The organism is Curtobacterium citreum (assembly GCF_006715175.1).
GTDB lineage: Bacteria > Actinomycetota > Actinomycetes > Actinomycetales > Microbacteriaceae > Curtobacterium > Curtobacterium citreum.
Genome location: NZ_VFMQ01000001.1, coordinates 1,569,540 through 1,589,300, shown reverse-complemented (window position 1 = coordinate 1,589,300; position 19,761 = coordinate 1,569,540). Strand labels below are relative to the sequence as shown.

Annotated in this window: 15 protein-coding genes; 4 read left to right on the top strand and 11 right to left on the bottom strand. The window is 72.1% G+C overall.

The window, feature by feature from the left end:
- The 3 genes from rsmH to FB462_RS07550 form a co-directional block, all read right to left on the bottom strand.
- Positions 1–957, bottom strand: coding sequence for a 16S rRNA (cytosine(1402)-N(4))-methyltransferase RsmH (gene rsmH / locus FB462_RS07560; RefSeq protein WP_141863295.1), 957 nt, complete (start codon positions 955–957; stop codon positions 1–3).
- Between the two features lie 107 nt (positions 958–1,064).
- On the bottom strand, positions 1,065–1,496 hold the full coding sequence (gene mraZ, locus FB462_RS07555; RefSeq protein ID WP_058729729.1) for a division/cell wall cluster transcriptional repressor MraZ: 432 nt from the start codon (positions 1,494–1,496) through the stop codon (positions 1,065–1,067).
- A 521-nt stretch (positions 1,497–2,017) separates the two neighbouring features.
- A complete protein-coding gene (locus tag FB462_RS07550; protein WP_141861132.1) occupies positions 2,018–2,413 on the bottom strand; it encodes a DUF3040 domain-containing protein in 396 nt (131 codons plus the stop codon).
- A gap of 108 nt (positions 2,414–2,521) precedes the next feature.
- Between FB462_RS07550 and FB462_RS07545 the strand changes: the two genes are divergently transcribed.
- On the top strand, positions 2,522–3,640 hold the full coding sequence (locus tag FB462_RS07545; protein WP_058742394.1) for a polyprenyl synthetase family protein: 1,119 nt from the start codon (positions 2,522–2,524) through the stop codon (positions 3,638–3,640).
- Between the two features lie 91 nt (positions 3,641–3,731).
- Here FB462_RS07545 and FB462_RS07540 read toward each other — a convergent pair whose 3' ends face one another.
- Complete coding sequence (locus tag FB462_RS07540) at positions 3,732–4,097, bottom strand: Rv2175c family DNA-binding protein (protein WP_141861130.1); 366 nt, start codon at positions 4,095–4,097, stop codon at positions 3,732–3,734.
- A 174-nt stretch (positions 4,098–4,271) separates the two neighbouring features.
- On the opposite strand from FB462_RS07540, the gene FB462_RS07535 reads away from it, so the two are divergent.
- Together FB462_RS07535 and pknB are read left to right on the top strand one after the other, a co-directional pair.
- On the top strand, positions 4,272–5,561 hold the full coding sequence (locus tag FB462_RS07535) for a muramidase family protein (RefSeq protein WP_229666896.1): 1,290 nt from the start codon (positions 4,272–4,274) through the stop codon (positions 5,559–5,561).
- Between the two features lie 109 nt (positions 5,562–5,670).
- On the top strand, positions 5,671–7,686 hold the full coding sequence (gene pknB / locus FB462_RS07530) for a Stk1 family PASTA domain-containing Ser/Thr kinase (RefSeq protein ID WP_229666897.1): 2,016 nt from the start codon (positions 5,671–5,673) through the stop codon (positions 7,684–7,686).
- A gap of 260 nt (positions 7,687–7,946) precedes the next feature.
- On the opposite strand, the gene FB462_RS07525 is transcribed toward pknB, so the two are convergent.
- From FB462_RS07525 to FB462_RS07515, 3 genes are all read right to left on the bottom strand, one after another.
- Positions 7,947–9,290: a class II 3-deoxy-7-phosphoheptulonate synthase gene (locus FB462_RS07525; RefSeq protein ID WP_141863292.1), complete on the bottom strand. Its 1,344-nt coding sequence runs from the start codon at positions 9,288–9,290 to the stop codon at positions 7,947–7,949.
- A 116-nt stretch (positions 9,291–9,406) separates the two neighbouring features.
- Complete coding sequence (locus tag FB462_RS07520; RefSeq protein WP_058742399.1) at positions 9,407–10,132, bottom strand: lysophospholipid acyltransferase family protein; 726 nt, start codon at positions 10,130–10,132, stop codon at positions 9,407–9,409.
- Between the two features lie 30 nt (positions 10,133–10,162).
- On the bottom strand, positions 10,163–11,116 hold the full coding sequence (locus FB462_RS07515) for an ROK family protein (protein ID WP_141861128.1): 954 nt from the start codon (positions 11,114–11,116) through the stop codon (positions 10,163–10,165).
- Between the two features lie 150 nt (positions 11,117–11,266).
- Between FB462_RS07515 and FB462_RS07510 the strand changes: the two genes are divergently transcribed.
- Positions 11,267–13,111 carry an AMP-dependent synthetase/ligase gene (locus FB462_RS07510; RefSeq protein WP_141861125.1) on the top strand — a complete coding sequence of 615 codons (1,845 nt, stop codon included), beginning with the start codon at positions 11,267–11,269 and terminating at the stop codon, positions 13,109–13,111.
- A 108-nt stretch (positions 13,112–13,219) separates the two neighbouring features.
- Here the strand turns inward: FB462_RS07510 and FB462_RS17810 are convergent, their stop codons facing one another.
- The 4 genes from FB462_RS17810 to FB462_RS07495 form a co-directional block, all read right to left on the bottom strand.
- A complete protein-coding gene (locus FB462_RS17810) occupies positions 13,220–13,351 on the bottom strand; it encodes a hypothetical protein (RefSeq protein ID WP_257222091.1) in 132 nt (43 codons plus the stop codon).
- Between the two features lie 150 nt (positions 13,352–13,501).
- Positions 13,502–15,643, bottom strand: coding sequence for a hypothetical protein (locus FB462_RS07505; RefSeq protein ID WP_141861123.1), 2,142 nt, complete (start codon positions 15,641–15,643; stop codon positions 13,502–13,504).
- A gap of 173 nt (positions 15,644–15,816) precedes the next feature.
- Complete coding sequence (locus FB462_RS07500; protein WP_058742401.1) at positions 15,817–16,311, bottom strand: peptide deformylase; 495 nt, start codon at positions 16,309–16,311, stop codon at positions 15,817–15,819.
- Position 16,312: 1 nt separating this feature from the next.
- Positions 16,313–19,723: a pyruvate carboxylase gene (locus tag FB462_RS07495; protein WP_141861121.1), complete on the bottom strand. Its 3,411-nt coding sequence runs from the start codon at positions 19,721–19,723 to the stop codon at positions 16,313–16,315.
- Positions 19,724–19,761 lie beyond the last annotated feature (38 nt).

Below are 19,761 nucleotides of genomic sequence, written 5' to 3'. Positions count from 1 at the left end.
TCACTTCCGGATCCGCTGGGCCGCGCGCAGGCGCACGGGGATGGCTCGGGGGTTGGCGGCGCGTTCGGTCTCGTCGGCCAGTTCCGCGCCCTTGACGACGAGGGAGAAGGTGGGGGCGTGCTCGGGCAGCTCGACCGGCAGGCCGGCGGGCGCGCTCGAGGTGGTGCGCTCGGCGAGGGCCCGCTTGACGAGCCGGTCCTCGAGGGACTGGTAGGACTCGACGACGATCCGACCGCCGACCGCGACGGCGTCGAGCGCCGCCGGGATCGCCCGCTCGAGGACCGCCAGTTCGGCGTTGACCTCGATCCGGAGTGCCTGGAAGACCCGCTTGGCGGGGTGCCCCTGCCGCTGCACGGCGACGGGGGTCGCGTCGTGCAGGACCTGGACGAGGTCGCCGGACATCTCGAACGGACGCTCGGCCCGCCGCGCGACGATCGCCCGGGCGTAGCGGCCGGCGAGTTTCTCCTCGCCGTAGCGCTGGAAGATCCGGCGCAGCTCGCCCTCGTCGTACGTGGCCAGGACGTCGGCGGCGGTCTGCCCCTCGGTCCGGTCCATGCGCATGTCGAGTGGCGCGTCCTGGCTGTACGCGAAGCCGCGCTCGGCCCGGTCGAGCTGCAGCGAGGACACGCCGAGGTCGAACAGCACGCCGTCCACCGCGTCGAAGCCCTCGCCCGCGATCGCGTCGGCGATCCCGTCGTAGACCGTGTGCACCAGGCGGACGCGGTCACCGAAGCGGGCGAGCCGCTCCCCCGCGATGCCGAGCGCGTCGGTGTCCCGGTCGAGCCCGATGAGCGTCAGGTCCGGGAAGCGCTCGAGCAGGCCCTCGGAGTGGCCGCCCATGCCGAGCGTGGCGTCGACGACGACCTTGCCCGGGCCGTCGAGGGCGGGCACGAACAGCTCGACGATGCGGTCGAGCATCACCGGCGTGTGCGGGAACTTCGGCTGGTCGTCGGCCATGTGCAGCCCCTCGGACTCCTGGGCCACGCACCCGGATCCCCATCCATGCGACCTGACACCGGGGAAGGTGTGTCAGGGCACCACGGCTGGGAGTCCCGATCCGCGGATCAGAAGATCCCCGGGATCACCTCCTCGTCGTTGTCGGCGAAGCCCTCTTCGACCTCGGCGTAGTAGGCCTCCCACGCGGGGGTCGACCAGATCTCGGCACGGTCACCGCTGCCGATGACCGTGAGGTCCCGCTCGAGCCCCGCGTACTCGCGGAGGTTCTGCGGGATCGTCACGCGGTTCTGCTTGTCCGGGGTCTCCGCGCTCGCTCCGGAGAGGAACAGGCGCATGTAGTCCCGGGTGCGCTTCGAGGTCATCGGCGCCGTGCGGATCCGCTCGTGCAGCTGCTCGAACGTGTCCGCGCTGAAGACCACGACGCAGCGCTCCTGCCCACGGGTCATCACGAGCCCGCCGGACAGTTCGTCCCGGAACTTGGCGGGGAGGATCACGCGACCCTTCTCGTCGAGCTTCGGGGCATGGGTACCGAGCAGCACGTCGGGGCCTCCCCTCCGCTCCACCGGACCGTTGTGTTCCCCACTTTACTCCACTTCGCTCCCCGCAAACCGGTTGCGGCCCCACGAATTCCCCGGATGCCCCGGAATGGGGGCGTCCAGACCCAGATCGGCGAACTGCGCGGTGGACCACATCCCCGGAATTACGGCGATCCGGGCGCGGCTCGGCGCCGTGGAGGAAAGTGGAGGACTTTCAGAGGGTCGTGGCGGTCCGAGGGCGCGCCGGACGGGAGGATCGTGGCGGTGCCGCCACGATCCTCCCGCCAGCCCTCCCCCCACCTGGCGCGCGATCCTCCCCATCGCAGGTGACCTGGGATGCCGATCAGCGCGTGGGATGCCGGAAGGAACGGCATCCGATGCGCGGTTCGGCTTCCCATGCGCGGATCGACCTCCGACGCGCAGATCGGCAACAGTCGCGCCCGACCCGATCGCTCCCCCACGCACGACGACGGGGCCGGTCCCGAAGGACCGGCCCCGTCGTGGTGGAGGCGTGTGGAGGGCTGCTACTGCTGCCCGTGGTCGTTGCGCTTGTCCCAGCGCTCGTTCATGCGGTCCATGAACGAGCCACCGGACGAGGACGGCCGCGTGGGCTTCGAGGAGCCGCCGGAACGAGGCGCCTTCGCCCCGGACTTCGGCATCCGCATGCCCGGCCGCAGCGCCCACAGGACGCCGGCGAGCATGACGACGAACCCGGGCAGACCGAGCCACGGCTGCTTGAAGGCGAGTGCGAGGACGACGATCGCGACGCCGACCAGCGCAGCGAGGACGCCCAGCGTGATGGACGTGTAACTCGGACGACCCTGACGGCGCGTGACCCGCGCCACGAAGTCGGAGTCGTTCTGGTAGAGGCTGCGCTCCATCTCCTCGAGGAGTCGCTGCTCTTGCTCCGAGAGTGGCATCTCGTTTCCCTCTGTTCCTGGGGATGCTGTTGCCTGGCGGCATCGGGTGTCGTCGTCGCCAGAAGTGGACCGATTCTATGTCTCGACCGCTCCACTAGGGTAGGGACCGTGGCTGAGAGTACGCGATTAGTGGACCTCGTTTCGGCGCGGATCGACCGGGCGCTCGACGAGCAGCGGGAGCGGCTCCTCGCCATCAGTCCCGACCTCGAGCAGTTCGACCGGTACGCCCGCGACCTGCTGTCCGGCGGGAAGCGCTTCCGGGCGCTGTTCTGCTACTGGGGATGGCAGTCCGTGGCGGGGCGGTCCGGCTCGTTCGACCCCCTGGCCGAGGGCTCCCGGCAGACCACGGCCGAGGCCGTCGTCACGGTCGCCGCCGCGCTCGAGGTCTTCCACGCGGCCGCCCTCGTGCACGACGACATCATGGACCGCTCGGACACCCGTCGCGGGCGTCCCGCCGCGCACCGCCGCTTCGAGTCCCAGCACGCGGAGTCCGGGTGGGCCGGCGACCGCGCGCTGTACGGCACGAACTCCGCGCTGCTCCTCGGCGACCTGCTGCTGTCGCTCAGCGACTCGGTCTTCGACGAGGGCCTCGCACTGCTCGACCCGGCGCGCGCCCGCATCGTGCGCCAGGAGTTCCACACCATGCGACTCGACGTCACCGCGGGGCAGTACCTCGACGTGCACGAGGAGACCGCCTGGCCGACGATCGACGAGTCCGAGCACCTCGTGCGGGCGCAGCGCGTCATCGTCTTCAAGTCGGCGAAGTACTCGATCGAGGCACCGCTCGTGATCGGCGCCCTCGTGGCCGGTGCCACCGAGGCGCAGCTCGAGGGCCTGCGGTCCTTCGGCCTGCCGCTCGGCGTGGCCTACCAGCTGCGCGACGACCTGCTCGGGGTGTTCGGCGACCCCGAGGTCACCGGGAAGCCGGCCGGCGACGACCTCCGCGAGGGCAAGCGCACCGTCCTCATCGCCTCGGCGCGGAAGACCCTGGGGGCCGGTCCGCGCCAGCTGCTCGACGAGCTCCTCGGCGACCCGGACCTCGACGAGGCCCAGGTGCAGATGCTCCGGGCGACGCTCACCGAGTCCGGCGCGGTCGCGGCCGTCGAGCGCTCGATCGAACGGCACGTGCAGCGCGCGAAGGCCGCGCTCGACGCCGCGCCGCTCACACCGTCGGCGCGCGACCAGCTGGTCGCGCTGGCCGACACCGTGAGCCGCCGGGTCGCGTAGACGGGGACGACGAGACGGACAGGAGGATCGTGGCAGCGCCGCCACGATCCTCCCGTCCGAGCCGTGGTGGGGTCCGGAGCAGCGGTCGGGTCTAGAGCAGTGACTGGGCCACGCGGCGCACCTCGGCCTTGCGGCCGGCGCGCAGCGCCGCGATCGGCGAGGTGCCGAGCGCGGGGTCCTCGCTGAGCATCCAGCGCACGGCCTCGTCGTCGGAGAACCCGTTGTCACCGAGGACGACGAGGGTGCCGCGGAGTTCGGGCAGGGGCTCGTCACCGTCGAGGAACTCGCTCGGGACGCGGAGCACGCCGCCGACCCGTGCCGGCAGCAGGGTCTTCTGCTCGAAGAGCCGGTGGATGCGCCCCGGGGTCACGCCGAAGCGTTCCACGAGGTCGGGCACCGTCAGCCAGCGCTCGGAGAGGGTCGTGTCGTCGGTGGGTGCAGCGCTCACGCACCCCATGTTGCCAGAGTGTCCGGCCACCTCGGCGCGTCCCGTTCATCACACGAGTCACACACACCACATCCGACTCTCTGGTTGACTTGGGAATCAGCCCATGCCAGCGTTGAGTCACCTGTGAGTGCTCGCACGCGCGCGCACGGCCCCGAGATCAGGCCCCGAGATCAGGAGAGTCCCGTGGACAACGCTGCAGACGAAGGCGCCCGGCGCGCACGATCCGCCCGGTTCGCCACCATGCCCATCGTCCTCGCGGGGACGATCGCCGTGACCGCCGGCCTGACGGGCCCGATCGCGCACGCCGAGCCCCGGCACGACGACGACGCCGCGAAGAAGCGGCACGTCGACCAGGACCGCAACGTCGGCGACCGCCCGGTGTTCGGCACGGCCGTCGCCCGCCCGGCGGAGACCACGGTGACCACGGTGGCCGCCGTGCAGCGCACCCCCACGACCGCTGCGCCCACGAACTACACCGTGCAGCAAGGCGACACCGTCTCGGGCATCGCCGCCCGCTACGGCCTCTCCGCGCAGGAGGTCCTGGTGCGGAACGGCCTCGGCTGGAACACGATCATCCACCCGGGACAGACCCTGCACCTGACCTCCCAGCCGGCGTCTGCCCCGGTCGCCGCGTCGTCGTCGCACGCGTCGTCGTCGAGCACCGCGACCGGGAGCTACCACGTCAAGCAGGGCGACACCGTGTCGGGCATCGCGGCGCGGGTCGGCGTGTCGACCTCGGCACTCCTCGGCGCCAACAACCTGTCGCAGCGCTCGGTGATCTACCCCGGGCAGACGCTCACGGTCCCCCGCGCCGGGACCCCGGCGCCCGCTCCTGCCCCGGCCGCGAAGCCCGCCGCGACGACCTCGACCGCGTCGGCCCGCTCGAACAGCGTGAAGATCGTCGCCGGGGACACCATCGCGGCGATCGCCGTCAAGCACGGCGTGTCCGTCAAGGCGCTGCTGGCGGCGAACGGCCTCAGCTACACGAGCACCATCTACGCCGGCAAGACGCTCGTGATCCCCGGTTCCGGTGCCGTCGCGACGACGACCTCGTCCCGGCCGACGAGCGTCAACGGCGTCTCGCTCTCCGCCGAGCAGCGCGCCAACGCGGCCACGATCGTCTCCGTCGGCCGCACCATGGGCGTGCCGGACCGCGGCATCGTCATCGCCCTCGCCGCCGCGCTGCAGGAGTCGAGCCTCCGGAACCTGTCGCACGGCGACCGCGACTCGGTGGGGCTGTTCCAGCAGCGGCCGAGCCAGGGCTGGGGCGACAAGGCGACGCTGCAGGACCCGTCCGCCGCGACGAAGCTCTTCTTCCGCGGCAACCCCGGCAAGACGCGCGGACTGCTGTCCGTCCCCGGGTGGTCGTCGATGCAGCTGACCGACGCCGCGCAGGCCGTGCAGGTGTCCGCGTACCCGGGCGAGTACGCCAAGTGGGAGCAGACCGCCTCGGCGCTGCTCGCCTCGTTCTGACGCCCGGCCTGTCCGGGCGACCGAGCCGACTCATCCTCGAGATCGAGATTGGGTCACGACCGGTGCGTCAGTGCGGGACCGGCCAGCGCCGCTTCGTAGAATGCCGCCGATGACCACGAACGCCGCCACGGACCCGATGATCGGTCGCATGATCGACCAGCGGTACCGCGTGCGCTCCCGCATCGCGCGCGGGGGCATGGCGACCGTGTACCTCGCGACCGACGTCCGGCTCGAGCGCCGGGTCGCGATCAAGATCATGCACGGGCACCTGGCCGACGACCAGGCCTTCCGGGAGCGCTTCATCCAGGAGGCCCGGAGCGCCGCCCGGCTGTCGCACCCGAACCTGGTCGGCGTGTACGACCAGGGCGCCGAGGACGACACGGCGTACATCGTGATGGAGTACATCCCGGGCATCACGCTGCGGGACCTGCTGCAGGAGCACCACGCGCTGACCCCGGAGCAGGCGACGGACATCCTCCGCGCCGTGCTCGCCGGCCTGGCCTCGGCCCACCGCGCCGGGATCGTGCACCGCGACCTCAAGCCCGAGAACGTCCTGCTCGCCGACGACGGCCGGATCAAGCTCGGCGACTTCGGGCTCGCCCGTGCCACGACCGCGAACACCGCGACCGGTGCCGCCCTGCTCGGGACGATCGCGTACCTGTCCCCCGAGCTCGTCACGCGCGGCGCGGCGGACTCCCGGAGCGACATCTACGCGCTCGGCATCATGCTCTACGAGATGCTCACCGGCGAGCAGCCGTACAAGGGCGACCAGCCGATGCAGATCGCGTACCAGCACGCGAACGACACCGTGCCCGCGCCGAGCGCCGCCGTTCCGGGGGTCCCGCCGGAGCTCGACGACCTCGTCGCCTGGGCCACGGCCCGCGACCCCGAGGACCGGCCCCGCGACGCGCGCGAGCTGCTCGACCACATGTCGGGCAACCAGCAGCGCGCCACGGGGCAGTACCGCACGGCTGTCCTGCGCCCCGAGAACGCGACCGCGATCCTCCCTGCCGGTGGCGCCTCGCCGGACTCGGCACCGGACACCGACGACCCGACGACCGTGCTCGACCGGACGCCGGCGGACACGCGCTCCCCGGTCCGCCGGGGCGCACCGGGCCCGCGACGCACCGGATCCCAGCCGGGCGTCCTCTCCCCCGCCGGGCAGCGCCTGGCGGATCTGTCGGCACGGCGCCGGAAGCGCGGCTGGATCGCCCTGGCGATCGTGCTCGTTCTCGTCCTGGCCGCCGGGGTCGTCGGCTGGGCGTTCGGACCCGGACCGTGGGGCAACGTCCGGATCCCCGAGGTCACGGGCAAGTCCGTCTCCCAGGCCCGGCAGCTGCTCGAGGCCCAGGGGCTCCAGACCGCCCGCGCGACGGCGACCCGCTTCGACGCGGTCGTCGCGAAGGGACAGGTCTCCACGACGAAGCCCGCCGCCGACCGCGAGGTCCGGAAGGGCACGGCCGTCCAGATCGTCGTGTCGGACGGACCGCGGCTGATCACCCTGCCCGCGATCGTCGGCCAGCCGGTGTCGACCGTGACGGCCGCGCTCGACGACGACTTCCAGCTGCAGGACGACCAGTACGAGTTCTCGGCCGACGCGCCGAAGGACACCGTCATCGCGGCGACCGGCGTCGGGACCGACGGTGCGACCGTCGACCTCGCGCAGGTGCAGCAGTACGGCGAACGCGGTCCGGTGACCCTCACGGTGTCGCTCGGACCGGTGCCGGACGTCGCCGGCAAGTCCGTCGCCGACGCCACCGCCGCCCTCGACGCCGTCGGGCTGACCGTGGGCACGCAGTCCGCACAGTTCTCGGACGACGTCGCGAGCGGCCAGGTCATCTCGCAGTCGGTGCAGGACGACCCTGCGAAGCAGGGCTCGGCGGTCGACCTCGTGGTGTCGAAGGGTCCGGCGCCGATCGCGCTGCCGGACGTCGCGGGCAAGACGGTGCGCGACGCCACGAGCACGCTCGAGGCCCTCGGGCTCGAGGTGAAGGTGCCGGAGTGCACGAACATCCTGTGCCGCATCTCGGACTGGAAGTCTGTGCTGCCCGTGACCTCCACGGACCCGCCGGCCAAGTCGACGGTGCACCGCGGCGACACGATCACCCTCGCCTACGACGACTGAGCCCGTCCCGCCCGCCGGAGGCCGTTTCGCGCGTCGGAGACCGTTCCGCGCGTCGAAGGGCGTTCCGCGCGTCGGAGACCGATCCGCGCGTAGAACGTCGTTCCTTCCGCCCTCCGACGCGCGGATCGTCCTCCCATCACACCCGCGATGGGTAGGAACGTCGCGCGCCGTCTCATGGGGATCACCCGACGAACGGGAGGCGCGATGCCAGCTGGCACCGCGCCTCCCGTCCGTCAGCCCGTCCCGCGGGCCGCTCGTGGCTACGCCCGCTGGTACGGGTGCGCGCTGAGCTCCTCGGCGACGAGGAACGCGAGCTCGAGCGACTGCATGTGGTTCAGGCGTGGGTCGCACAGCGACTCGTACCGGGTGGCCAGGGTCGCCTCGTCGATCTGCTCCGACCCGCCGAGGCACTCCGTGACGTCGTCACCGGTGAGCTCGACGTGCATGCCGCCGGGGTACGTGCCGACCTGCCGGTGCGCCTCGAAGAAGCCGAGGACCTCGTCCACGACGTCGTCGAAGCGGCGGGTCTTGTAGCCCGTCGGCGTGGTCAGGCCGTTGCCGTGCATCGGGTCGGTGACCCAGAGCGGCTTCGCGTCCATGCCCTTGATCGCCTCGAGGAGCTTCGGGAGCTCGTCGCGGATCTTGCCGGCGCCCATGCGGGTGATGAACGTGAGCCGGCCGGGCTCGCGCTCCGGGTCCAGCTTGTCGACCAGGGCACGCATGTCGTTGACCGAGGTCGTCGGGCCGAGCTTCACGCCGATCGGGTTCCGCACCCGCGACAGGAAGTCGACGTGCGCACCGTCGATGTCGCGCGTGCGCTCCCCGATCCAGATGAAGTGGCCGGAGGTGTCGTACGCCTGCCCGGAGCGGGAGTCGATCCGGGTCATCGGGCGCTCGTAGTCCATGAGCAGGCCTTCGTGCGAGGCGTAGAACTCGGTGTGCTTGAGCGCCTCGAAGTCGGCACCGCAGGCGTCCATGAAGCGGACCGCGCGGTCGATCTCCTGCGCCATGTGCTCGTACCGGGCGTTCGCCGGGTTCGACGCGAAGCCCTTGTTCCACGAGTGCACCTGGCGGAGGTCCGCGAACCCGCCCTGCGTGAAGGCGCGCACGAGGTTCAGCGTGGAGGCGGCCGTGTGGTACCCCTGCACGAGGCGCCGCGGGTCGGCCTGGCGGCTCTCCGGCGTGAAGTCGTACCCGTTGACGATGTCGCCGCGGTAGGCCGGCAGCGTGACGTCGCCGCGCGTCTCGAAGTCGCTCGAGCGCGGCTTGGCGAACTGCCCCGCCATGCGACCCATCTTGATGATCGGCATCGAGGCGCCGTAGGTCAGGACGACAGCCATCTGCAGGATCGTCTTGACGCGGTCGCGGATGGAGTCGGCGGTCGCGCCGGCGAAGGTCTCGGCGCAGTCACCGCCCTGGAGCAGGAACGCGCGGCCCGAGGCGGCTGCAGCGAGCCGGTCGCGGAGCTTGTCGACCTCGCCTGCGAACACGAGCGGGGGCAGCGTGGCGATCTCGGCCGAGGCGGCCTCGGCTGCGGCGGTGTCCGGCCAGGTCGGCTGCTGCTTGATCGGGAGCGTCCGCCAGTGGTCGAGGCCCTCGATCACGTCCGGATCCTGCAGGGCGACGAAGTCGGTCGACTCGAGCACGGTGGTACCTCGGGGGTTCTGGGGCGTACCGCCTGCGGCGCAGGCGCACCGGCGGGCGCCGGAGTCCTCAGATCCTACCGTCCGGGTGCCGCTGCCCGGTCCTTCATGACCTGCTCGCGGGCGCTGCTCGCGCGCTCCTTGACGCTCGTCGCGTAGACGTCGACGTACTCCTGCCGGCTCAGCCCGGCGAGCTCGTGCATGACCTCGTCCGTGACGCTCCGGAGGATGAAGCGGTCGGTCTCGAAGCCCTCGAAACGCGAGAAGTCGAGCGGCTTGCCGAACACGACGCCGACCCGCTTGAACTTCGGGAACTTCTGGCCGATCTGCTGCACCTCGCGCGTGCCGATCATCGCGACCGGCACGACGGTGACGCGCCCCTCGAGGATCATCCGGGCGATGCCGGTGCGACCGCGGTACAGCTTGCCGTCGGGGCTGCGCGTGCCCTCGGGGTAGATGCCGAGCTGCTCGCCGCGGGCGAGGACCTGGAGTCCGGTGCGGAGCGACGCCTCTGATGCCTTGCCGCCGGAGCGGTCGATCGGGAGCTGGCCGATGGCGTTGAAGAACGTCTTCGTCGCCCAGCCCTTGAGCCCCCGGCCGGTGAAGTAGTCGCTCTTCGCGAGGAACGACATCCGGCGGTCCAGCACGGCCGGCAGGATCACCGAGTCGATGAACGAGATGTGGTTCGAGGCGAAGATCACCGGCCCCTTCGCGGGGACGTGCTCGCGCCCGATGACCCACGGTCGGAACAGGGTGAGGATGAGCGGGCCGAGCAGGAAGTTCTTCAGCAGCCAGTAGGTCATCGTCGACTCCAGTCGTTCGCCGAGGCGACCCTACGCCGTGCGGGCGTGGATCCGGGCGAGGTCCGCGGCACCGACGACGCCGGCGTCGTTCACGAGCTCGGCGATGACGAAGTCGGGCTCCGGGTGGTAGCCGCGCGCCGGGAGGTTGCTCAGGTAGGCCTGCTTGATCGGCTCGAGCAGCCGGTCCCCCGCGCTCGCGACACCGCCGCCGAACACGAAGAGCTGCGGGTCGAGCACGGCGGAGAGCGACGCGCAGGCCTCGCCGAGGTGGCGGCCGAGCCGGCGCAGGGCCGCGAGGGCGCCCGGGTCGTCCGCCAGGATCAGGTCGCCGACGATCCCGCCGTCGAGCTGGCCACCGTTCTGCTCGCGGGCGTCGGCCAGGGCGGAACCGATGCCGCCGGCGTCCGCGACGTCGTTCGCCATGCGCTGCAGGGCACGACCCGAGCCGTACTGCTCGATGCAGCCGCGGGCACCGCAGCCGCACGGCAGCCCGTTCGGGACGATGCGCAGGTGCCCGATCTCGCCGCCGGTGCCGAAGCCGCCGCGGAACAGGCGGTCCTCGGTCACGATCGCGCCGCCGACCCCGGTGCCGATGGTCAGCATGGTCATGTCCGACACGAGCCGGCCGGCACCGAAGCGGAACTCCGCCCAGCCGGCGGCGTTCGCGTCGTTGTCGACCGTGATGTGCAGGTCGCCGAGCCGCTCCTGGAGCTTCTGCCGCAGGGGTTCGTTCCGCCACCGGATGTTCGGCGTGTAGTAGACGATCGACTGCGAGGCGTCGATGAAGCCAGGGGCCGCGACGCCCACCGCGCCGACCTCGTGGGCCGCCCGGAGTCGCGACACCATGGTCACGACGTCGTCGAGCATGGCGTCCGGGTCCGCCGCGTTGGTGGCCACGCGGTCCTCGGCGACGATCTCGCCGAGTTCCGTCACGACCGCTCCCGCGATCTTGGTGCCCCCGATGTCGATTCCGATGGCATGCACGAGCATCGACCCTACCGTCTCCCGGTGGCCACGGAGAACGTCCGCGACGCCCGGATGCACACGGAACCCCCGGCTGCTGCCCATATGCTGACGGTGTCGCCTCGTCGCTGAGGCGTCCTCGTATCGAATCGGCCGACAAGGGAGTCAACCGTGAACGATCAGCGGCAGCCCGCACCCACCTCCGCGCCCGACCACGGCTCCGCGGCCCGACTGCTCTCGGAGCGTGCCCGACGCACCCCGGACCGGCCGATCCTCGCCGAACGCCACGGCGACACGTGGACGACCATCACCGCGGCGGACGTGCTCGCCCGCGTCCGCGGCATCGCGAAGGGCTTCGTCGCCGCCGGCCTGGAGCCCGGAGCGCACGTCGCGATCCTGTCCCGCACCCGGTTGGAGTGGACGCTGGTCGACTTCGCCGTGTGGACCGCCGGGCTCGTGTCCGTGCCCGTCTACGAGACGAGCTCCCCCGACCAGGTCCGCTGGATCCTGTCCGACTCGGAGACCGTCGCGATCGTCGTCGAACAAGAGGAGCACGCGCGCCGCGTGGCCTCGATCGCCCCCGACCTGCCGCTCCTCGGGCAGCACTGGACGATCGACGGCGGCGGGCTCGACGACCTGACCCGGCTCGGCGAGACCGTCACCGACGCCGAGCTCGACGCCCGCACCGCCGACGTGCACGGGCACGACGACGCGACGATCATCTACACGTCGGGCACGACCGGTCGACCCAAGGGCTGCGTCCTGCGTCACGACAACTTCACCGCGACCGTCGAGGGCGCGACCGAGGCGATGCCCGAGGTGGTCGCCGAGGGGTCCTCGACGCTCCTCTTCATCCCGATGGCCCACGTCTTCGCCCGTTTCATCGCGGCGATGTCCGTGTCGACCGGCGTGCTCGTCGGGCACGAGCCGGACACCCGCGACCTCATGCAGGCCGTGTCGACCTTCAAGCCGACGTTCCTGCTCGCGGTGCCGCGCGTCTTCGAGAAGATCTACAACTCCGCCGAGCAGAAGGCCGACCTCGGCGGGAAGGGCAAGGTCTTCCGCGCCGCCGCCGGTGTCGCCGTCGCGCACTCCGAGGCCCTCGCAGCCGGCCGGGTCCCGCTCGGCCTGAAGCTCCGCTTCGCCCTGTTCGACAAGCTCGTCTACGCCAAGCTCCGCGCCGCGATCGGCGGCCGGGTGCAGTACGCCATCAGCGGTTCGGCGCCGCTGTCCCCGCGGCTGTCGCACTTCTTCCGCTCGATCGGGGTGCTCATCCTCGAGGGCTACGGCCTCACCGAGACCACCGCCCCCGCGACCGTGAACCGGGCCGCCGAGCTCCGGATCGGCACGGTCGGGCGGGCCCTGCCCGGCGTGGAGGTCCGGACCGCCGACGACGGCGAGATCCTCATCCGCGGGGTCGACGTGTTCGACCGGTACTGGAAGAACGAGGAGGCCACCGCGAAGGCGTTCGAGGACGGCTGGTTCCGCACCGGCGACCTCGGCCGGCTCGACGGCGACGGCGTCCTCACCGTCACCGGCCGCGCGAAGGAGCTCATCGTCACGGCGAGCGGCAAGAACGTCGCCCCGGCACCGCTCGAGGACGGCATCCGCGAGCACCCGCTCGTCGGGCAGGTCGTGGTCGTCGGCGAGGGCAAGCCCTTCGTCGCCGCCCTCGTGACCCTGGACCGCGACATGCTCCCCGGGTGGTGCGAGGCGCGCGGCATCGTCCCAGGTCTCTCACCGCGCGAGGCCGCCTACGACGAGCGCGTGCACCAGGCGGTGCAGGAGGCGATCGACACCGCGAACCAGCGGGTCTCGCGGGCCGAGTCGGTCCGGTCGTTCACGATCCTCGACACCGAGCTCACCGAGGCGTCCGGGCACCTCACCCCGAAGCTCACCATCAAGCGGGCGATCGTGATGCGCGACTTCGCAGCGGACGTCGAGCACATCTACTCCGGCTCGAAGGTGCAGACCACCGCCACGCCCGTCGTGGCGTCGCGTCGTCGACGCGGCTGACGGCGGTCGGGCTGACGGCAGACTGGAGGCCCGGTGCCGGTCCGTGGGACCGGCACCGGGCCTCCATTGCGTTGCCAGTCGGGACGGCGCCGCGGCGCCGCGCCCGGCTCAGCCAGCCTGCGCGACCTCCATGTCGACGTCGGCGATGACGCCCGTCGCGGCGGTCGCCACGGGGACCGGCTCGGGGCGGCGGTTGGTGCGGGTGCGGTGAGAGCTGAGCTCGTCGTTCTGTGAGGCCATGGTGCTCGTCCTGGGTGATGGGGTGACACGTCGGTGGGTGCCGACCGGGACACGGTACCTCCTCGTCAGGACGAACCGACAATCCCGCGAAGGGGTGTCACGGGAGACCGCAACGGAACGTGCGGTCCCACGCCGCGGGCGGGCCGACGCTCAGCGCGAGACCGTCCGGCAACCGAGGTTGGTGTTCGACCCCGGCCCGACGGTGATGGCGAACGCGCACACGCTGTGCGATCCGCTGCCGATCGGGATCGACCCCTGCCACCCGGCGTTCGCCGGCGCGCCCGAGACGTTCCGCTGGACGTCCGGACGGGGACGCCCGGTCGTCGTCGCACCGAGGTAGCTCGCACCCTCGTAGAAGCGGATCGTGGTCGGCGCGCCGTCGACGTCGAAGGCCCAGCCCGCGAGCACCGCTGAGGACCCGGAGACGGACGCGGTGTCGAGACTGCCCCGCGGGTCGTGCGACGTGTCCGCGCGCACCGTCACCGAGCGGCATCCGAGCGTGGTGTTCGATCCGGCGCCGACCGAGATCGCGTAGGCGCAGACCGAGTGCGTCCCGGCAGGGAGCGACAGCGTGCCCTGGAACCCTGAGGCGGCCGGGGCACCGGGGTGCGCCCGCTGGACGTCGGCGCGACGGACGGAGGTGGTCACCGCTCCGAGGTACGACGCGCCCTCGTAGAAGCGCACCGCGATCGGCGATCCGTCGGGGTCGAACGCCCAGCCGGCGACCGTGGCCGTGCCGGCCCCGCCGGCCAGCGAGTCGAAGCTTCCGAGGGGGTCGTGCGACGGGTCCCGCTGCATCACCACGACACCGGGCGACAGCGCGGACTGGCTCCCGGTGTCCGGGTGCGTGATCGTCACGCGGACGCGGTAGGTGCCGGCGTCCAGCCCGTTCCCGAGCCGGAAGGGCACCGCGTTGCTGCCCTGGGTGACGGCGACGCCGGTGGCGATGTCGGTCCAGGTCGACGTCCCGGCTGCCTGCACCGCCACGGACGCGGTCGCGCCGGCGACCCACGCGGTGTCGTGGAACGTGACCGTCGTCGCGCCGCGTGCGACCGGGTCGGCGCGCAGGTGGATCGCCCGGAGGTGCCACGTCAGCGCGCCCGGGTCCTCGTTCGGGTCGAAGCGGAACTGGTCGATGGTCGCGCCGTTCCACTCGAACCGCGGCTGGAGCGCGTCCTCGTCGAGATCGCTCTGGGCGTTCAGGTCGATCGACACCTGCCGCGCGTTCACCCCGGCGGCTGTGAGCACATCGTTGCCGATCTGCGGTGTGCCCGACGAGCGGTCCCACCAGATGATCCGCGCGAGCTTCCCGCCACCCGGGGTGTCCGCGAGCGAGAACGGTCCGTCGTACGTGTAGTCGAAGGACAGGTTGTGGTACTTCGCGCCGGAGAAGGCCGACACCGGGATGTGCAGCTGCGAGTCACCGGGGTGGACGCCTGAGTTCCTGGCGACCATGCCGGTCGAGTCGTAGCCGAGGACGGTGGCGTTCTCGACCGTGATCCCGGCGGCGCCCGCCGCGGACGTGAAGTCCCACGGCCGACCGCGCTGCGTGGTCGCCAGGTCCTCACCCTGGGACGGGTTCGGGGAGTCGACCACCGGACGCGGGCGTGCCGCGACCGAGAACGAGCCGTGGTCGCCCGGCGGGTAGGCGGCGTGCGCGCCACCCTTCCCGTGGAGGCGGGTCCAGTCGATGGACGCGGTCCCGGTCTTCCCCGCGGGGAGCACGACGGGGTCGAGGCGGAGCGCGACGACCTTGCCCGACCAGGGTCGCTTGCCCTGCAGCGTCGACGACACGTCCAGCGGGAGGTCGTAGACGCGGGACCCGGCCGTCACCGAGAAGGTGATGCCGCCGCCGCACGCCGACGTCTTCTCGCGGCAGGTCCACCAGTAGACCGCGCCGATCTGGTTCGAGAACGGCTGGTCCATGCTGAAGGACAGCGACGAGTACCGCGACGTGTCGACGGGCTGCACGACGCCGTCCCGGCCGTACGGCAGGCTCCCGCTGGTCGTGTCGACGAGCGGGATCGAGTCCCCCGAGCGCAGGTCGACGCGCAGCACGCCGCCCGTGACGGTCGTCGTCGTCCCGGTCGACGACGTGTTCTGGTCCTCGACGTTCGCGTAGTCCCACGGGTCGCCGTAGGTGTCCGACGCGAAGTCCGGGGCCTCCGGTTCCGCCGTGGCCGCGTGCGCCGGCGACGCACCGCCGGTCGTCGCGACGACCCCCAGGGTGCCGACCGCCAGCGCGGTCACCACCAGTCCGACCACGAAGCGTCCACCGACCGTCCGGCGCATGCCGTCCCCTTGCCGCTCGACCCGTGCGCCCTGCAGCGTGCGGGTTGCCCGCCGGCGCGCCCTCGAGCGCCGGCCGGGAGTGCACGTTCGGGTGCGCGCGATGTCCCTGCGCGGAGCCTACGGTCTCGGGGGACGTGGGCGCAACGGACGGACGGCAGCGGCGCGCGTGCGGATCAGTGGAACCAGTCCTGGGCCCGGATGTCCCGCAGGGCCTGCCGGCGGGTCTCCGGGTCGAGCGTCATGACGTACACGGTGCCGTCGAGGTGGTCGCACTCGTGCTGCAGCGCCTCGGCCATCAGGCCGTCGCCCTCGAGCACCACAGGGTTGCCGTCGACGTCGACGCCGCGGACCTTCGCGTGCGGGAAGCGCCTGGTCGGGTAGCCCAGGCCGGGCACGGACAGGCAGCCCTCGTCCATCAGCTCGGGTTCACCGGAGACCTCGACGAGCTCCGGGTTGAGCACGTACCCGACCTCACCGTCGACGTTGTACGAGAACGCCCGGAGGCCCACGCCGATCTGCGGGGCGGCGACACCGGCGCGCCCGGGCTCCTTGACGGTGTCGATGAGGTCCTGCACGAGTTCACGGACGCCGTCGGCACCGATGCGGACCGGGTCGGCGGGCGAACGGAGGACGGGGTCGCCGAACAGGCGGATGGGACGGACGGTCACGTTACTGCAGCACCACCAGGAGGTCGCCGGCGTCCACCTGCTGGGTCGCCGGGATCGCGAGACGGCCGACGGTGCCCGACACGGGCGCCGTGATGGCCGCTTCCATCTTCATCGCCTCGATGCTCGCCACGGCCTGACCGGCCTCGACGACGTCACCGACGGCGACCTTGAGCGTCACGACACCCGAGAACGGGGCCGCGACGTGCTTCGGGTCCGCCTTGTCCGCGCGTTCGGCGGCCTTGGTCTCGACCTCGACCGAACGGTCGCGGACGGACACGGGGCGGAGCTGGCCGTTGAGGGTCGCCATCACCGTGCGCATCCCGCGCTCGTCCACCTCGCCGATCGCCTCGAGCCCGACGAACAGGTTCACGCCGCGGCCGAGCGGCACCACGTGCTCCTGTCCGGGGCGCAGGCCGTAGAGGTAGTCGACGGTCGGGACGACGGACAGGTCGCCGTACTGCTCGCGGACACTCGCGAACTGGCGCGTGGGCTGCGGGAAGAGCAGCCGGTTCAGGGCCTGCTGCCGCTCGGGACCGGGCGTCGCGAGGTGCGCGCGCTCGGCGTCCGGCACCGGGGTGACCTCGAGCCGGACGTCGCGCCCGGCGAGGACCTTCGACCGGAACGGCTCCGGCCAGCCACCGGGCAGGTCGCCGAGCTCCCCGGCCATGAAGCCGACGACCGAGTCCGGGACGTCGTACTTCTGGGGGTTCTCCTCGAAGTCGGCGGGGTCGGCGTCGACCGCGGCGAGCTGCAGGGCGAGGTCGCCGACGACCTTCGAGGACGGCGTGACCTTGGTCGGGCGACCGAGGATGCGGTTCGCCTCGGCGTACCAGTCCTCGACCTGCTCGAAGCGGTCGCCGAGGCCGAGCGCGATGGCCTGCTGGCGGAGGTTCGAGAGCTGCCCGCCCGGGATCTCGTGGTGGTACACGCGGCCGGTCGGCCCGGGCAGGCCGGACTCGAACGGCGCGTACGCGCGGCGAACGGCCTCCCAGTAGGGCTCGAGCGCGCCGACCGCGGCCAGGTCGAGCCCGGTGTCCCGCTCGGTGTGGGCCAGGGCGGCGACGAGCGCGGACATGCTCGGCTGGCTCGTCGTGCCGGCCATCGGGGCCGCCGCGACGTCCACCGCGTCCGCTCCCGCGCGGGCCGCGGCGAGGAGCGTGGCGAGCTGTCCGCCGGCCGTGTCGTGCGTGTGCACGTGGACGGGCTGGTCGAAGCGCTCCCGCAGGGCGCCGACGAGCCGCTCGGCCGCACCCGCGCGGAGCAGGCCGGCCATGTCCTTGATGCCGATGACGTGCGCGCCGGCCTCGACCATCTGTTCCGCGAGCCGGAGGTAGTAGTCGAGCGTGTAGAGGTCCTCGGCGGGGTCGAGCAGGTCGCCGGAGTAGCAGAGGGCTGCCTCGGCGACGGCCGTGTCGGTGGCGAGCACGGCCTCGAGCGCGGGACGCAGCTGCGACACGTCGTTCAGGGCGTCGAACACGCGGAAGACGTCGACGCCGGTGGCCGCGGCCTCGGCGACGAACGCGTCGGTGACCTCGGTCGGGTACGGCGTGTAGCCGACCGTGTTCCGGCCGCGCAGCAGCATCTGGATCGGCAGGTTCGGCATCGCGGCCCGCAGGGCGCTCAGTCGTTCCCAGGGGTCCTCGCCGAGGAACCGGAGCGCGACGTCGTACGTCGCACCGCCCCAGGCCTCGACGCTGAGCAGCTGGGGGGTCAACCGGGCGACGTGCGGGGCGACCGCGACGAGGTCCTTCGTGCGGACCCGGGTCGCCAGGAGTGACTGGTGGGCGTCGCGCATCGTCGTCTCGGTGACGGCGAGGGCGGTCTGCTCACGGAGCGACCGGGCCCACGCCGCCGGACCCATCGCGACCAGCCGGTCGCGCTGCCCGGCCGGCGGCGGGGTCGACAGGTCGACCGCCGGGAGCTTCTCGCTCGGCTCGACGGTCTGCGGGCGCCGCTCGCCGTTCGGCTTGTTCACCGTCACGTCGGCGAGCCAGCCGAGCACCTTCGTGCCGCGGTCCTTCGACACGTGGCCGCCGAAGAGCTGCGGGCGCTCCTCGATGAACTTCGTCGAGACGTCGCCGCGGGCGAAGTCGGGGTCGTCGAGCACGGCCTGCAGGAACGGGATGTTCGTGCTGACCCCGCGGATGCGGAACTCCGCGAGCGCACGCTTCGCGCGGGCGACGGCCGCCGGGAAGTCCCTGCCGCGGCAGGTCATCTTCGCGAGCATCGAGTCGAAGTGCGGGCTGATCTGCGCGCCGGTCGCGACCGTGCCGCCGTCGAGCCGCACGCCCGCGCCGCCCGGGCTGCGGTAGGTGGTGATGCGCCCGGTGTCCGGTCGGAAGCCCTGGGTGGGGTCCTCGGTCGTGATGCGGGTCTGGAGGGCGGCGCCGTGCACGCTGACGGTGTCCTGCGTCAGGCCGAGGTCGGCGAGGGTCTCCCCCGCGGCGATGCGCATCTGCGACTGCACGAGGTCGACGTCCGTCACCTCCTCGGTCACGGTGTGCTCGACCTGGATGCGCGGGTTCATCTCGATGAAGACGTGCTGCCCGGCGCGCTCGCCCTCGGTGTCCAGCAGGAACTCCACGGTGCCGGCGTTGACGTACCCGATCGACCGGGCGAACGCGACGGCGTCGCGGTGCAGGGCGGCGGCGATCGACGGGTCGAGGTCCGGCGCAGGGGCGATCTCCACCACCTTCTGGTTCCGGCGCTGCACCGAGCAGTCGCGCTCGAACAGGTGGATCGTGCCGGCCCCGGTGCCCGTGGCGTCGGCGAGGACCTGCACCTCGATGTGCCGCGGCCGGATGACGGCCTGCTCGAGGAACATCGTCGGGTCACCGAAGGCGCTGTCGGCCTCGCGCATGGCCTCCTCGAGGGCGGCACGGAGCTCGGCCTTCGTCTCGACACGCCGCATGCCGCGACCACCACCACCGGCGACGGCCTTCGCGAAGACCGGGAAGCCGATCGCGTCCGCACCGGCGAGGAGCTCGTCGACGTCGCGGCTCGCCGGGGTGCTCGCGAGGACGGGGACACCAGCCGCGACCGCGTGCTCCTTCGCGGTGACCTTGTTGCCGGCCATCTCGAGGACGTGCTCGCCGGGGCCGATGAAGGTGATGCCGTTCGCCGCGGCGGCCGCCGCGAGCTCGGGGTTCTCGGACAGGAAGCCGTAACCGGGGTAGATCGCGTCGGCGCCCGACTCGCGGGCGACCCGGATGATCTCGGCGACGTCGAGGTACGCGCGGACGGGGTGGCCCCGCTCGCCGATGACGTACGCCTCGTCGGCCTTCAGACGGTGCAGGGAGTTGCGGTCCTCGTACGGGTAGACGGCGACGGTCCGCGCCCCCAGCTCGTACGCGGCACGGAACGCGCGGATGGCGATCTCGCCACGGTTCGCCACGAGGATCTTGCTGAACACGACGTCCCTTTCAGCCCGGGTTGAGGTGTCACAACCCT